Annotated in this window: 13 protein-coding genes; all 13 read left to right on the top strand. The window is 37.8% G+C overall.

What is annotated here, in order from left to right:
* Positions 1-204: 204 nt before the first annotated feature.
* The gene (locus BLR36_RS18635; protein WP_139185119.1) at positions 205-342 is read left to right on the top strand and encodes a YfhE family protein; all 138 of its coding nucleotides are present in this window, start codon (positions 205-207) and stop codon (positions 340-342) included.
* 156 nt (positions 343-498) lie between these two features.
* Entirely contained in the window at positions 499-3,066 is a 2,568-nt protein-coding gene (gene mutS, locus BLR36_RS17575; protein ID WP_093063041.1) for a DNA mismatch repair protein MutS, read from the top strand.
* Positions 3,067-3,086: 20 nt separating this feature from the next.
* Positions 3,087-4,895 (top strand): DNA mismatch repair endonuclease MutL, encoded by a 1,809-nt coding sequence (gene mutL / locus BLR36_RS17570; protein ID WP_093063040.1) that lies wholly within the window; start codon positions 3,087-3,089, stop codon positions 4,893-4,895.
* 12 nt (positions 4,896-4,907) lie between these two features.
* On the top strand, positions 4,908-6,419 hold the full coding sequence (glpK, locus tag BLR36_RS17565; RefSeq protein WP_093063039.1) for a glycerol kinase GlpK: 1,512 nt from the start codon (positions 4,908-4,910) through the stop codon (positions 6,417-6,419).
* Positions 6,420-8,066: a glycerol-3-phosphate dehydrogenase/oxidase gene (locus BLR36_RS17560; protein WP_093063038.1), complete on the top strand. Its 1,647-nt coding sequence runs from the start codon at positions 6,420-6,422 to the stop codon at positions 8,064-8,066. It abuts the gene before it with no gap.
* A 25-nt stretch (positions 8,067-8,091) separates the two neighbouring features.
* Entirely contained in the window at positions 8,092-8,988 is an 897-nt protein-coding gene (locus BLR36_RS17555) for an alpha/beta fold hydrolase (RefSeq protein WP_093063037.1), read from the top strand.
* On the top strand, positions 8,981-9,901 hold the full coding sequence (gene miaA / locus BLR36_RS17550) for a tRNA (adenosine(37)-N6)-dimethylallyltransferase MiaA (protein ID WP_093063036.1): 921 nt from the start codon (positions 8,981-8,983) through the stop codon (positions 9,899-9,901). Before BLR36_RS17555 ends, miaA begins: the two co-directional genes overlap by 8 nt.
* Positions 9,902-9,965: 64 nt before the next feature.
* Positions 9,966-10,187, top strand: a complete 222-nt coding sequence (hfq, locus tag BLR36_RS17545) for an RNA chaperone Hfq (RefSeq protein ID WP_090561914.1) — start codon at positions 9,966-9,968, stop codon at positions 10,185-10,187.
* Between the two features lie 74 nt (positions 10,188-10,261).
* On the top strand, positions 10,262-10,561 hold the full coding sequence (locus BLR36_RS17540; RefSeq protein ID WP_093063035.1) for a rhodanese-like domain-containing protein: 300 nt from the start codon (positions 10,262-10,264) through the stop codon (positions 10,559-10,561).
* Between the two features lie 83 nt (positions 10,562-10,644).
* Positions 10,645-11,895: a methionine gamma-lyase family protein gene (locus BLR36_RS17535; protein WP_093063034.1), complete on the top strand. Its 1,251-nt coding sequence runs from the start codon at positions 10,645-10,647 to the stop codon at positions 11,893-11,895.
* Between the two features lie 137 nt (positions 11,896-12,032).
* Positions 12,033-12,416: a MerR family transcriptional regulator gene (locus BLR36_RS17530; protein ID WP_093063033.1), complete on the top strand. Its 384-nt coding sequence runs from the start codon at positions 12,033-12,035 to the stop codon at positions 12,414-12,416.
* 38 nt (positions 12,417-12,454) lie between these two features.
* Positions 12,455-13,789 (top strand): type I glutamate--ammonia ligase, encoded by a 1,335-nt coding sequence (gene glnA, locus BLR36_RS17525; RefSeq protein WP_093063032.1) that lies wholly within the window; start codon positions 12,455-12,457, stop codon positions 13,787-13,789.
* 483 nt (positions 13,790-14,272) lie between these two features.
* Entirely contained in the window at positions 14,273-15,481 is a 1,209-nt protein-coding gene (locus tag BLR36_RS17520; RefSeq protein ID WP_093063031.1) for a CaiB/BaiF CoA transferase family protein, read from the top strand.
* Positions 15,482-15,512: the final 31 nt, after the last annotated feature.

The following is a 15,512-nucleotide window of genomic DNA, read 5'->3' as shown; positions in this document are numbered from 1 at the left end:
GCGACTCTAGCGGGAACAGCGCGAGCTGAAAGCCCCGAAGGAACGCAGAGACGAGGAGATTGAAGCCGTGCCCGCGGAAATCAACGTTGTTGGATTTCACTTTTTAATATGCCTTTATGAAATTTATTCTATTATATAACAAATTGAATATCTCTCGTTATACAGGAAAAACTAATAAAGATAAAAACGAGAGGAGTGTTCACCATGAAGGAACGTAAGCAACCCCATGAGAAGTTCAATACAAAAGATAATGGATTGACTTCAATGCAGGAAGTTATATATCCAAAAGATTTCAAACGTGCTGACAAGGAAACATTTAATAAAAATCAAATTAAAAAGTAAATATAAAATGCACCCTGAATTAGGTCACCTATTCAGAGTGCATTTTATTTTCCTTAAATAGAATCCCATTGCGCTATCTAAATAAGGTCATCTGCCTCTTTTCTCATTGTTTTTTTGTTATAATCATTATATTAGTAAGAAGAGAGAAGGATTTAAATGACTACACAAACTCCAATGATGCAACAATACTTAAAAATTAAAAAAGACTACATAGATGCATTTCTATTTTTTCGTTTAGGTGATTTTTATGAATTATTTCATGAAGATGCTATTAAAGCAGCTGCGATCTTAGAAATTACGCTGACAAGTAGGAAGGATGGTATTCCGATGTGTGGAGTACCTCATCATTCTGCCCAAGGGTATATAGAAACACTTATTAGCAAGGGCTACAAAGTCGCTATTTGCGAGCAAGTAGAGGATCCAAAAGTTGCAAAGGGTGTAGTTAAAAGAGAGGTTGTTCGTCTCGTTACGCCTGGTACTATAATAGAAGGAAAAGCTATGCAAACGAAGTCAAATTATTTTATTGCTTCCGCTGATTTGCTTGCTACAAATGAAGTCGCTTTTGCTTATTTAGATGTATCAACGGGTGATGGCTTTACGACTATTTTAACTGGCGACGAAAAAGAGGTAGTACAGGAATTGCTTGCGATTCAGGCAAAAGAACTGATTGTCAGTGAACAAATGTATGTGTTGATCAATGATTTATCTGCCATTCACGACTTTACTGTTTCCATCGAAAAAGATGAGTTATCAGATGATGAGATTCACAAGTACGTTCCGAATCATCCTGATAAAACGCATCAAACAGTGAAACGGCTATTACAGTACATTCAAAAAACGCAAAAACAATCCCTATTACATATTCAGCCTTTCACCTTTCAACAAAGAGAAACCTTTTTAGCGATGGACTATCATTCTAAAAGAAATTTAGAACTTATTTCATCTATTCGAAGCGGGGACCAAAAAGGGACATTATTATGGTTACTGGATGAAACAGTAACTGCAATGGGCGGACGAAAGTTAAAACAATGGATTCATCAGCCTCTTGCAAACAAACTATCCATCGAGGCTCGACAAGAAATAGTAACAAGTTTTCTGAATGACTTTATGCTTCGTGAAGAGATTAAAGAAGCTTTTAAGGAAGTGTATGACTTAGAACGGCTTGTAGGTAGAATTGGATTTGGTAGTGCTGGCGGAAGAGACCTTGCCCAGCTAAGACTATCACTTTCGAAGGTACCTATAATAAAACAGCTACTCAATTCCTCACAAGATCAAGTGTTGCAAAAACTTGGAACTGCTTTAGAGGATTGTGAAGACATTTGGAGAAAGTTACAAGAAGCAATTAGTGAAAACCCTCCAATTTCTGTTAAAGACGGTGGTGTGATTAAAAACGGTTACCATGAAAGATTGGACCAGCTTCGTGATGCATCAGTTAACGGAAAAAAATGGATTGCAGAACTTGAACAAAGGGAAAGAGAAATTACAGGTGCTAAAAACTTAAAAATAGGCTATAACCGAATTTTTGGTTACTATATCGAGCTAACAAAATCGAATATCCATTTAGCAGATGAGTCTAGATATGTTCGTAAACAAACGCTAGCGAACGCAGAACGATATATTACGGATGAACTGAAAGAAAAGGAATCCCTTATTTTATCAGCAGAAGATGAAAGTCAAGTGCTAGAATATGAATTATTTACACAAGTTAGAGAAGACATTAAGTCTTATATCCCGCTTGTTCAAAAATTAGCAAAACAAATAAGTGAGCTAGATGTATTTATTTCATTTGCTCAAGTTGCTGAAAACCACCGTTTGACAAAGCCTATTTTCCATGATTCTAATGCCATGATTATTAAAGAGGGTAGACATCCAGTTGTGGAGAAAATGATGAACAATCAGTTGTATGTACCAAACGATTGTGTACTTACAGAAGATATTAATATGCTTCTAATTACTGGCCCTAATATGTCCGGTAAAAGTACTTTTATGCGACAAATAGCGATCACAACTGTAATGGCACAAATTGGGTGCTATGTACCTGCTGAATCTGCGAAGCTACCAATAGTCGATAAAATATTTACACGAATTGGTGCAGCAGATGATTTGGCGGGCGGCCAGAGTACATTCATGATTGAAATGATGGAATCACAGCATGCGATTATGAATGCTACAAGTAAAAGCTTGCTTTTATTTGATGAAATTGGACGTGGTACCTCCACTTATGATGGTATGAGTTTGGCTCAGGCGATGATGGAATATATTCATGAAAATATAGGGGCAAATACGCTGTTCTCTACACATTATCATGAGCTAACGGATTTAGAGGATTCGCTACCGAAGCTTCGAAATGTACATGTTGCAGCAACTGAAAAAGATGGCAAAGTTGTCTTTTTACACAAGCTTAAAGATGGTCCAGCGGATAAGAGCTATGGTATCCATGTTGCAGAGCTAGCCCAATTGCCTGAACAAATTATTACGAGAGCACGTGAAATTTTGGAGACTTTCGAGCATCAGGATGAGAAGGAAGATAATGCTGTAAACGTGAGTGAAACACAATTATCGTTCTTTGATGATCAACCTAAGGTACAGAAAGAACCAATTGTTGTCCAAGAAAACGAGTCATCAGAAAAAATAATGAAGAAGTTAAAGAAAGTCAATATATCAGGTACAACTCCATTAGAAGCATTGCAGCTATTATACGAGCTGCAAAAAGAGATAGAATAACCCAAAAGTAGGTGGATAAAGTGGGACAAATAATATTAATGGACGAACTGTTATCCAACAAAATTGCAGCAGGTGAAGTGGTGGAACGGCCAGCTTCTGTTGTGAAAGAATTGGTAGAAAATGCAATAGATGCGGAAAGCACTTCGATTGAAATTACACTAGAAGAAGCCGGGCTGTCTAAAATTCAAGTAACTGATAATGGAAAAGGAATGGACGAGGAGGATGCGATCAAATCCTTCTCTAGACATGCGACTTCAAAAATCACTACGGAGCATGATCTTTTCAGAATACGTTCATTAGGTTTTAGAGGAGAGGCGCTTGCAAGTATTGCCTCCGTATCGAAAATTAGCCTCTGGACATCAAATGGTGAAAATATTGGGACAAAAGTAGAGCTAGAAGGTGGAAGGGTATTATCCAATACCCCTGGCCCGATACGAAGAGGAACTGATATTGTCGTAAGCCAGCTATTTTATAATACGCCAGCTCGGTTAAAATATTTGAAAACGATTCAAACAGAGTTAGGTCATACCATTGACTTGATAAACCGTTTAGCCATTAGTTATCCAAGTATTGCGTTTAAGCTAACACATAATCAGCAAACCATTGTGCAGACAAGTGGAAGAGGCGACCTTAAACAAGTTTTGGCTTCCATTTATGGAATCTCTAACGTGAAAAAAATGGTAGCCTTCGATAAGGAAACATCTGATTTTCATATATCGGGTTTTGGAACATTACCGGAAATAACAAGAGCATCGAAAAATTATATTACTGTTTTAGTGAATGGTCGTTGGGTTAAACACTACGGGATAAATAATGCAATAGTTGATGCATACCATACTTTGTTGCCGATAGGTAGATATCCGATTGTCGTCTTAAATATTGAAATGGATCCAATACTAACGGACGTCAATGTTCATCCTGCTAAGCATCAAATACGACTTAGTAAAGAAAAAGAACTGATGGAAATGATTCGTTTAACAATCCGTTCGATCATGCATCGTGTGCAGAAACCACCAGAAATTATAGATAAACCAGTTATTAAGAAGCAGCCAAGTGTGCAGTTTGATTTCTTTAAACAAACTTATGAGCCAGTTCAAAAGGATCCCATTACATCAATCAATAATGTTGAGACAATCGAACCAACTCATAAACCACTTGAAGAACAGCCTAGTATCGTATATGAAGAGGTAGAGTTATTGACGGATTTCGATACGCAATCCACCGAAAATGTGGAGAATAAAAAGCCATTTCCTGATTTACATGTGGTAGGTCAAATACATGGTACTTATATTGTTGCTCAAAGTGATGATGGGTTTTATTTAATAGACCAGCATGCTGCTCAGGAACGTATAAAGTACGAGTTTTACAAGGAGAAGATAGGGGAGGTTAATGCAAATGAACGACAATCGCTTTTGCTTCCATTGACTTTTCACTATTCTTTAGACGAGGCTTACCGTATAAAAGAGTCTATACATGAATTAAATGAGGTAGGAATATTTTTAGAGGAGTTTGGTACTTCTAGCTTTGTTGTAAGAGATTACCCTACATGGTTTCCTAAAGACCAAGAGACGAAGATAATTGAAGGTCTAATCGAACAGGTATTGAATAACCGTAAAACAGATATTAAAAAACTTAGAGAAGATGCTGCTATTATGATGAGCTGTAAGCTTTCTATTAAAGCAAATCATTATTTAACGATGAACGATATGGAGCAGCTGTTAGAAAGCTTAAAAAATGCACAGCATCCTCTAACCTGTCCACATGGTAGACCAGTAATCGTACATTTTTCGACTTATGAGATTGAGAAAATGTTTAAACGAGTTATGTAGGAGGAAACGGAAATGGGTAAATTTATTTTATCGATCGACCAAGGAACGACTAGCTCTAGAGCAATACTTTTTGATAAGCTCGGTAATATTGTTCACTCTGCTCAACGAGAATTTAAACAATATTTTCCTAAATCAGGATGGGTGGAGCATGATGCGAAAGAAATTTGGGGCTCCGTATTATCTGTGCTGGCAGCAGTTCTGACGGAAAGTGGAAACCAACCCGAGGATGTCCATGCTATTGGGATTACGAACCAAAGAGAAACCACAGTCGTGTGGAATAAACATACAGGAAAGCCTGTGTATAATGCGATTGTTTGGCAGTCCAGACAAACTCAATCAATTATTGATGAACTTAAAAAAGATGATTTGCAATTATTCTTTCAAGAGAAAACTGGCCTGAAATTAGACCCGTACTTTTCTGCAACTAAAGTAAAGTGGATATTGGATAACGTTGATGGTGCGAAAGAGCAAGCAGAAGCCGGTGATCTCCTGTTTGGAACGATTGATACGTGGTTAATATGGAAGCTTTCCAATGGAAAGGTTCATGTGACGGATTATTCCAATGCTTCTAGGACGATGCTTTACAATATATATGAACAAAAGTGGGATGAAGAGATTTGTGAGAAACTTTCTATTCCAATGCAAATGCTACCAAAAGTAGCATCATCATCTGAAATATACGCAAAAACCGATCCATCTGTTTTCTTTGGGAAGGAAATAGATATTGCCGGGGCAGCGGGTGACCAACAGGCTGCACTATTTGGGCAATGCTGTTTTGAGAAAGGTATGGCTAAAAACACGTATGGTACCGGGTGCTTTATGCTATTAAATACTGGAGAAGAGGCGGTTGCTTCTCCGTCTGGTTTATTAACGACTATTGCATGGGGTATAGATGGTAAAGTTACCTATGCGTTAGAGGGAAGTATTTTCGTTGCTGGCTCTGCGATTCAGTGGCTTCGTGATGGACTGCGTATGATAAAGAGTGCTCCTGAATCAGAGGGGTATGCAAAAAAAGTTGAATCTACAGAAGGTGTCTATTTTGTACCTGCTTTTGTTGGACTTGGAACGCCTTATTGGGATTCCGAAGCGAAGGGTTCAATTTTTGGATTAACAAGAGGAACGACAAAAGAGCATTTCATCCGTGCCACAATAGAATCCCTTGCTTATCAAACAAAAGACGTTCTTGAAACGATGGAAAAAGATTCTGGGGTAGATGTAGAGACATTAAGAGTAGATGGTGGAGCGGTAAGTAATGAATTTCTAATGCAGTTCCAAAGCGATCTATTAAATTTGCCCGTAGAACTAGCCAAGCTTAACGAAACAACAGCCTTAGGAGCTGCTTTCTTAGCGGGTTTAGCTACTGGCTTCTGGAAGGATTCACAAGAATTATCCAACTTGCGTGAAAGTCAAAAGCGATATGAGCCAAAAATGGAAATTGCGAAAAGTGATCAACTATATAAAGGTTGGAAAAAAGCAGTCGAAGCAACACGTATTTTCAAACTTTCAGACGAAGAGGTGGAATAATTGAAGTCTTCTGTAGAACGTGAGCAAATAGTAAATACACTAAATTATTTTGAATTCGACGTGCTCGTAATAGGTGGAGGTATCACCGGTGCGGGAATTGCACTTGATGCTGTAACCCGTGGAATGTCTGTCGCTTTAGTGGATATGCAGGATTTTGCTGCAGGAACTTCAAGTCGTTCCACGAAGCTTGTGCATGGTGGTTTGCGATATTTAAAGCAACTCGAAGTGAAAATGGTTGCGGATGTCGGGAGAGAAAGAGAAATTGTGTATGAAAATGCAGTTCATGTGACTGAACCAATATGGATGTTACTTCCGTTTCATAAAAAGGGTACATTTGGACCTCTTACTACATCTGCTGGCTTGAAGATGTATGACTTTTTAGCTGGTGTGAAGAAGAATGAAAGAAGACTAATGCTTTCTGACAAAGAGACACTTGAAAAAGAACCGCTTTTAAAAAGCAAAGGTTTACTAGGAGGGGGATACTACGTTGAATACCAAACAGACGATGCCCGACTAACGATTGAAGTTCTCAAAAAAGCAATGGAAAAAGGGGCGGTATGCTTAAACTACGCTAAAGCACGTTCCTTTATTTATGGCGATGATAATCAGGTAATGGGAGCAGAGGTTGTGGATACAATAAGTAATAAACGAATTTCCATACATGCCAAAAAAGTAGTCAATGCTACTGGACCCTGGGTGGATGGAGTTCGTGCTTTAGATGCCCTTGAAAACAATAAAAAACTCAAGCTCACAAAGGGTGTGCATATTGTTATCGATCAATCGGTTTTTCCACTTAAGCAGGCTGTCTATTTTGATACACCGGATAAGAGAATGATTTTTGCGATCCCGCGAGATGGGAAAACTTATGTAGGAACAACGGATACATTCTTTGAGGGTGATATTCAGCACCCTGTAGCCACTCCGGAAGATGTAAATTATCTAATCCAGGCGATCCATTCAATGTTTCCTTTAGTTCATGTTACTGCTGCCCAAGTAGAGTCCACTTGGGCGGGTGTTCGTCCATTAATATATGAGGACGGAAAAGATCCATCAGAAATTTCTCGAAAAGATGAGATTTGGCAGTCAGAAGCAGGTTTATTTACAATTGCTGGAGGTAAACTAACAGGGTATCGCAAAATGGCTGAAACTATTGTAGATAGAATTTCCAAACAGCTAGGGGATGAAAAATACGGACCGTGTGTGACAAAGCATTTAACCTTATCTGGTGGAGATATTGGAGGGTCTAAACAATGGGATGCATTTCTTAATCAGAAAGAACAAATGGCACTCGCTTACGGACTTTCTACATTAGAAGGAAGAAAGCTGGCTAAACGGTATGGAACGAATGTCGATAAAATTTTTCAATATGCACAAATCCTATCAACAACCTCGTCTAGCTTACCCTTAGCTTTACTTGCTCAAATTTATTACGCAGTACATGAAGAAATGGCCTATTCTCCTGTCGATGTTTTAGTAAGAAGAACAGGTATGCTTTATTTTGATATACAGCATTTTAAAGAATATAAAGATGAAATAGTAAATCTGATGAAGCAACTACTCCAATACTCTGATGTACAAACAACTACATTTAAAAACCAACTTGATATACTTTTGATAGAAGCTACATTAAACGAAAGTAGGGATTAAGCTGAAAACTATCTTAGAAGGCAAAATGTCAGATGAGCATTTGATTCATATCGTTAAATTTTCTCCAGATACACCACCGATTGGTCATGTACATCTTCTCCATGGCATGGAAGAGCATATCAGTCGTTATGAAGATTTCGCTACCTTTTTAATGTCTAAAGGATTTGTCGTTACTGGCCACGATCACCGTGGGCATGGTTTGACAGCTGAAAAAAATGGGCAATTTGGATATTTTGCAGATAAGTTAGGATTTGAACGAGTTACCGAGGATGTACGTGAAGTTTTACTTCATGTACGTGAAAATTTAGGAGATAGTCCGCTAATTTTGTTTGGACACAGCATGGGTTCATTCGTTGCACGTAGATATATGCAGAAGTATAGTGATTCTTTGAACGAAGTCGTCCTTTCTGGAACTACCTTTAGTCCAGGAGTAATGGGAGGAGCGGGTAAACTTATCAGTAAATTTACCTCTGCAGTTAAAAGTCCCAAGGCCAAAGCTACGTTGATAAATAACATGACTTTTGGTGGGTTCAATAAACAAATATCAAATCCAAAAACACCTTTTGACTGGCTTTCAACAGATGAAAAAGAAGTTCAAAAATATATAGATGATCCACATTGTGGGATAATCCCAACAAATCTATTCTTTATAGACCTCTTTGACGGTTTAAAAATAATTCACCAAACTAAAAAAAACAATCATATAAAAAAAGATTTACCCGTTTTAGTAATTAGTGGCGCCAAGGATCCTGTCGGTAAACAAGGGAAAGACATCTTCAAAGTCGCAAATGGTCTTAAAAGTGTTGGCATGACCAATGTAACTGTTCATTTAGTACAGGATGCGAGACACGAAATTCTAAACGAGGTCAACAAGCTTCAAACATATGAAATAATTGCAAATTGGATGATAGATAATGCATAAAACAGCAAACGTAATTGCGATAGTCGGACCGACGGCTGTTGGGAAAACAGCTTTAAGTATTCAATTGGCTAAAGCGTTTAATGGCGAAATTATTAATGGAGACTCCATGCAGGTATATCGAGAACTCCATATTGGAACGGCAAAGATTACACAAGAGGAAACGGAAGGAATTCCTCATCACTTACTAGATATTAAAGATCCAACTGAAGGCTTTTCCGTTGCGGAATATCAAAAACTCGTGCGAGGTAAAATTGAAGAAATCACATCAAGAGGCAAACTTCCGATTATCGTTGGAGGAACTGGGCTTTATATTCAATCTGTTTTGTATGACTTTAGATTTACGGAACAACCGAATCGTGATGAAAATAGACTTGCGGAATTAGAAAGAATGACTCCTGATAGTTTATTTGAACGGTTGAATTCGTTGGATCCAGAGGCCGCAAAGGATATTCATCCTAATAATGTGCAGCGTGTGATTCGCGCGATTGAACGAGTAGAGCTTACGGGGAAACAAAAGAATGATATAGAACAAAACCAAGGCCAAGAAGAAGTCTATCACCATTATATTATTGGCTTGTCCATTGATCGTGAGCAGTTATACGATCGCATCAATCACCGAGTAGACATTATGCTAGAAAAAGGGCTTATAGAGGAAGTAAAAACACTTTATAGTAAGGGTATCCGAAATGTCCAATCAATCCAAGCAATTGGCTATAAGGAATTATATGCCTACTTGGATGGAGATGTTTCCTTTGAAGACGCAATTGATCAACTAAAGCAAAACTCTCGAAGGTATGCAAAAAGACAGTTAACGTACTTTAGAAACAAAATGGACATTCATTGGTATAATCCGTTTACTGAAACTGAAAGAATAATTAAAGAAATTAATGAATTTATGCAGGAAAATGAATAATTAAAGCGAATATTAACAACGTAGTATGTTTTTAACATGCAAATTGTATAATGGGGGTATTGGGATGAAACCTATGAATATTCAAGATTTATATTTAAATCAGCTGAGAAAAAACGATATTTTCGTAACCGTATTTTTATTGAATGGTTTTCAGTTAAAGGGGCTAGTGAAGTCATACGATAACTTCACCGTCCTTTTCGAATCGGATGGTAAACAACAGTTGATCTATAAACATGCAATTTCAACATTTGCTCCTTCTAAACCAGTAAAACTAACTGAAGAATAATATGGAATGTTTGACAGATGGAAACGCTCCTATTATGATTTTATAGAATATACGCAGGAAGTGGAGAGTTTAATATGAATGTTATTACAACAGAGCAGCTATTACAAAAATTAGACGCTGGTGAAGAAATCAGTATCATCGATGTACGTGAAAGTGAAGAAGTAGCTAATGGCATGATCCCTGGAGCAAAGCATATTGCATTAGGTCAAATTGAGAGCAGTATGGAACAGCTTGATAAATCAGTCCCTCATTACATAGTATGTAAAGCAGGTGGCCGTAGTGCAATGGCCTGTGAAATTCTAGAGGAAAATGGCTATGACGTAACGAATATTGCTGGTGGTATGATGGACTGGAACGGCGAGGTACAGTTTTAACTTTATTCAACATAGACAAAGGGCTAATTTCAATTTTGAGATTAGTCTTTTCTATTTGTAATTTGAAATTAGGAGAATATAACATGACATTTACAACAACATTATCAAAAGAAATATTGGAGCTTGCTGAACAGGTTGAAACTAAAATAGCATATCACCATAAACTTGTTGAAAAAATTGCTTTTTTAAATCAGCAAAAAGTAATTCAAGCGTTTAAGGAACATGGAGTTAGCGACCATCATTTTCATCCGTCATTTGGATATGGCTATGATGATGAAGGTCGAGATACATTAGAAAAAGTATACGCAACGACATTTGGATCAGAGTCAGCGCTAGTACGTCCTCAAATTATTTCCGGTACGCATGCGATTTCTACTAGTTTGTTTGGGGTACTAAGACCAAATGATGAATTACTTTATATAACGGGTAAACCTTATGATACGTTGCAGTCGATTGTTAGTGGGGGAGAGAATGATACAGGGTCGCTTGCAGACTTCGGTATTACATATAAACATGTAGAATTATTGGAAAATGGGGACATCAATTGGGACGCGGTAAAAAAGGTTGTGAATAGCAGCACGAAAGTAATTGCCATCCAACGTTCAAAGGGCTACGCAGTACGTCCTTCCTTTACAATTGAACAGATCAAACAAATGGTTATAGAAATTAGAAGTATTAAAGAGGATGCCATTATTTTTGTAGACAATTGCTATGGTGAATTTGTAGAAGAGTTGGAGCCGACGGATGTAGGGGTAGATTTAATGGCTGGTTCACTGATCAAAAATCCTGGCGGTGGTCTTGCTAAAATAGGAGGATATATTGCAGGGAAAGAGGAATTTGTCACAAAATGTGCTTACCGAATGACTTCTCCGGGTATAGGAGCAGAGGCGGGAGCTTCTTTAAACGCATTGATGGATATGTACCAAGGATTTTTTCTTGCTCCCCATGTTGTATCCCAGGCAGTAAAGGGTGCTATTTTTACTTCAGCTCTATTGGAGCAGGTTGGTATGACTACAGAGCCGCACTATACGGAAACTCGCACAGATTTAATCCAATCGGTATCGTTCCAAACAGCCGGTCAAATGATTCAATTTTGCCAGGCGATACAAATGCATTCCCCGGTTAATGCACGGTTCATGCCTGAACCAGCATATATGCCAGGTTATGAGGACGATGTTATTATGGCCGCTGGAACATTCGTACAAGGATCGAGTATGGAACTAACAGCTGATGGACCAATCCGTCCTCCTTATACAGCTTTTATCCAAGGTGGGTTAACGTATGAACACGTGAAATATGCCATTTTAGGAGCAGTTCAAACCATAAAACAATAAAAATAGATAAAACCATTTCTGTGTCATAAGAAATGGTTTTGTTTAATCTAAAACTGTTGTTAGGTTTCCTTACATAGCCTTGACATGTTAGTTAACATGACATATACTAAATGTATAACCTACGAGGGGGTGCAGTAATGGAAAAGGAATGGAGACGTTCGATGCCATTACTTTCAATGAATATCGTTATGCAGCTGACTGGATTGACAGCTAGGCAAATCCGTTACTATGAAGAGCAAGAACTGGTTCACCCTGCACGAACTGAAGGTAAGCAGCGCATGTTTTCGCTAGATGATATTGATATATTGTTGGAGATCAAGGATTTATTGAAAACAGGTGTTAATATCGCAGGAATTAAACAAATCTTTGAGTTAAAAAAGAGTCCTGTGGTTACAAAAGATGTTCGAAAAGTGATTTCGGACATAGAATTACGAGCAATTGTAAAAGAAGAGATGAAATTAGCTCAAAGACATCAGCGAGCTTCTTTGCGACAAGGGGACCTATCTCGGTTCTATCGCTAATCGAGGTTCAAATATAAAATTATTAGGAGAGTGGAAAAATGGGTAAGTATACTAAAGAAGATATCAAAAAGTTCGTGACTGAACACGAGGTGAATTTTATTCGTCTTCAATTTACAGACATACTAGGAACTATTAAAAACGTTGAAATTCCAGTTAGTCAGCTCGATAAAGCTCTCGATAACAAAATGATGTTCGACGGTTCTTCTATTGAAGGATTTGTACGAATTGAAGAATCAGATATGTACTTAGTTCCTGATTTAAATACATGGGTAGTTTTCCCTTGGATTACGGGTAAAGGAAAAGTGGCTCGACTGATCTGTGATGTAAATAAAGCAGATGGAACACCATTTGAAGGGGATCCGCGTAATAACTTAAAACGTATTTTAAAAGAAATGGAAGAGTTAGCCTTTACAAGCTTTAACTTAGGACCTGAACCTGAATTCTTCTTATTCAAATTAGATGCAGGAGGCGAGCCGACACTTGAACTGAATGACCATGGTGGTTACTTTGACTTAGCACCAATGGATTTAGGGGAAAACTGTCGTCGTGATATCGTACTAGAATTAGAAGAAATGGGCTTTGAAATTGAAGCATCTCACCATGAGGTAGCTCCAGGTCAACATGAGATTGACTTTAAATATGCAGATGCAGTAACAGCATGTGATAATATCCAAACATTTAAACTAGTTGTTAAAACGATAGCTCGTAAGCACGGCTTGCATGCGACATTTATGCCGAAACCACTGTTTGGTGTGAGTGGTTCAGGAATGCACTTTAATGTTTCTTTGTTTAAAGGAAAAGATAATGCATTTTATGATAAATCAACGGAGCTTGGTTTAAGTGAAACAGCTATGCAATTTATGGCTGGCGTACTAAAGCATGTGCAAAACTTTACCGCTATTACAAATCCATTAGTAAACTCATACAAACGCCTAGTACCAGGATACGAAGCTCCTTGTTACGTTGCGTGGTCTGGACAAAACAGAAGCCCGTTAATCCGTATACCTTCATCAAGAGGCGTAAGTACACGCATTGAAGTTCGCTCAGTTGACCCAGCAGCCAATCCATACCTTGCGATGGCAGTAATTCTACAAGCTGGTTTAGATGGTATTAAAAACAAATTAACACCACCACCAGCAGTGGACCGCAATATCTACGTAATGACAGAAGAAGAACGTATCGAAAACGGTATTCATAACCTTCCGCCGACTTTACACGCTGCATTACTAGAATTAGGGAAGAGTGAAACTATTCGCGGTGCACTAGGAGAACATATTTATGCAAACTTTGTAGAAGCTAAAGAAATTGAATGGGATATGTTCCGTACAGCTGTACATCCGTGGGAACGTGAGCAGTATTTGAAAATGTATTAAGAAAGATTTGAAGGGGTTTGTTGATTAATATTATGGGTTGTTTAATGGGAAGAATTTCTGCAAAAATATCCATACCCCATTTTTACCCCGAAAAGATAGTGAAAAAATACCATTTAGAAACATCGTTCAGTCGTAAGTCGACTGATTCGGTGTTTTTCTTTTTTATTTTATTTGATACATTTGCAAATACATCTGCAGGTATTCGATAACTACTATGAACTTATTTGTAAGTGTGAGAAAGAAAGATAGGCATGTCATTTGAATCCATAAATTTAGCATCATCATCTTCATGTTGTCTCCCTTGTGGAGGTAAACCAAAAGCAGGAATTAAGACTGGGAGAAATTCTGCTTCCATTTTGACTTACAAGAAGCTTCTAAGTTGATTAGTGCACATTGTACAAACATTAATTGAAAGTACAAGATGTTTTCGTTACAATGATATATGTCAGAATAATTTAAAAATTAGGAATGAAGGGGGAAAAAATGGGGATCTTAAGAGGTTTGAAAATATTAGATTTTTCTACTTTGTTGCCTGGTCCATTTGCAACGATGATGCTCGCTGATATGGGAGCAGAAGTGTTGAAAATAGAAGCACCAAATCGAGAGGATTTCTTAAAATATGATGGCGTAATGGACGGAGAAGTATCAGCTACTTTTGCTCACTTAAATCGATCTAAGCGTTCATTGGCACTAGATTTAAAACTGCCAGAATCGATAGAAATCGTCTACCAATTAATAAAAGATTATGATATTGTCGTAGAACAATTCCGACCAGGTGTAATGGATAAACTGGGAATTGGATATGAAAAGCTAAAAGAAATAAATCCAGCTATTATTTTCTGCTCTATTACTGGTTATGGACAAACAGGTCCTCTTCGCAATCAGGCTGGTCATGATATTAACTATTTATCTTTAGCAGGTGTTTCCAGTTATTCTTTCCGAAAAGGTCAGACGCCTGTGCCTGCTGGTGTACAAGTAGCGGATCTTGCAGGAGGTTCGATGCCAGCTGTCATTGGAATATTAGCTGCTGTGTATAATCGACAAAAAACTGGAGAAGGTCAGCATATTGATATTAGTTTGACGGATGTATCGTTTTCGTTAAATGCTTTGTACGGACCTAGTTTTTTAGTTGGCGGAATCGAACCGACTGCTGAATCTTTACTTTTAAATGGTGGCTCTTTTTATGATTATTATGAAACGAGAGACAATCGTTATATATCTGTAGGCAGCCTGGAACCTCAGTTTCAAAAAATGCTTTGTGAATTACTTGGGGATCCTGCTTTGTTCAAACTTAGTAGTAGTGAGAATCGAGCGGATCACTTAGCGTTTAAAGAAAAGCTCATAAAAACTTTTAAAGAAAAGACATTAGAAGAATGGAATAGTATTCTTAAAAATGGATTTAATGGCTGTGTGGAACCGGTATTAAATTTTTCAGAGGCTGTAGAACATCCACATATAAAGGCAAGAGAGCTAGTGGTTTCTGTACCAAAATATGATGAAGGAATACAAAAGCAAATAGCTTTTCCTATTAAGTTTTCAACACAACCAGGCGAGTACCGTTTTGCGGGGGTGCAAACGGGAACACATACCAATGAAATCCTAGAAGAACTTGGTTTAGATAGTGAGATGATTAAATCGCTTATAGAAAAAGGCATTTTCGGTTCGATTAAGCAAATAGAAAGCTCAATATAACAAATTAGTCTACTAAAGGGGAGTTGGATAG

This window comes from Psychrobacillus sp. OK028 (assembly GCF_900103605.1).
In the GTDB taxonomy this organism is placed as follows: domain Bacteria; phylum Bacillota; class Bacilli; order Bacillales_A; family Planococcaceae; genus Psychrobacillus.
The sequence above is the reverse complement of the archived record's forward strand: the minus strand, read 5'-3'. Positions and strand labels throughout refer to the sequence as shown.

Excerpts from the sequence above, each read along its gene's own strand:
- BLR36_RS17520 (WP_093063031.1), top strand. The coding sequence starts at position 14,273 with ATGGGGATCTTAAGAGGTTTGAAAATATTAGATTTTTCTACTTTGTTG.
- mutS (WP_093063041.1), top strand. The coding sequence starts at position 499 with ATGACTACACAAACTCCAATGATGCAACAATACTTAAAAATTAAAAAA.
- BLR36_RS17535 (WP_093063034.1), top strand. The coding sequence starts at position 10,645 with ATGACATTTACAACAACATTATCAAAAGAAATATTGGAGCTTGCTGAA.
- BLR36_RS18635 (WP_139185119.1), top strand. The coding sequence starts at position 205 with ATGAAGGAACGTAAGCAACCCCATGAGAAGTTCAATACAAAAGATAAT.
- BLR36_RS17530 (WP_093063033.1), top strand. The coding sequence starts at position 12,033 with ATGGAAAAGGAATGGAGACGTTCGATGCCATTACTTTCAATGAATATC.
- BLR36_RS17555 (WP_093063037.1), top strand. The coding sequence starts at position 8,092 with ATGTCAGATGAGCATTTGATTCATATCGTTAAATTTTCTCCAGATACA.
- glpK (WP_093063039.1), top strand. The coding sequence starts at position 4,908 with ATGGGTAAATTTATTTTATCGATCGACCAAGGAACGACTAGCTCTAGA.
- hfq (WP_090561914.1), top strand. The coding sequence starts at position 9,966 with ATGAAACCTATGAATATTCAAGATTTATATTTAAATCAGCTGAGAAAA.
- miaA (WP_093063036.1), top strand. The coding sequence starts at position 8,981 with ATGCATAAAACAGCAAACGTAATTGCGATAGTCGGACCGACGGCTGTT.
- BLR36_RS17540 (WP_093063035.1), top strand. The coding sequence starts at position 10,262 with ATGAATGTTATTACAACAGAGCAGCTATTACAAAAATTAGACGCTGGT.
- glnA (WP_093063032.1), top strand. The coding sequence starts at position 12,455 with ATGGGTAAGTATACTAAAGAAGATATCAAAAAGTTCGTGACTGAACAC.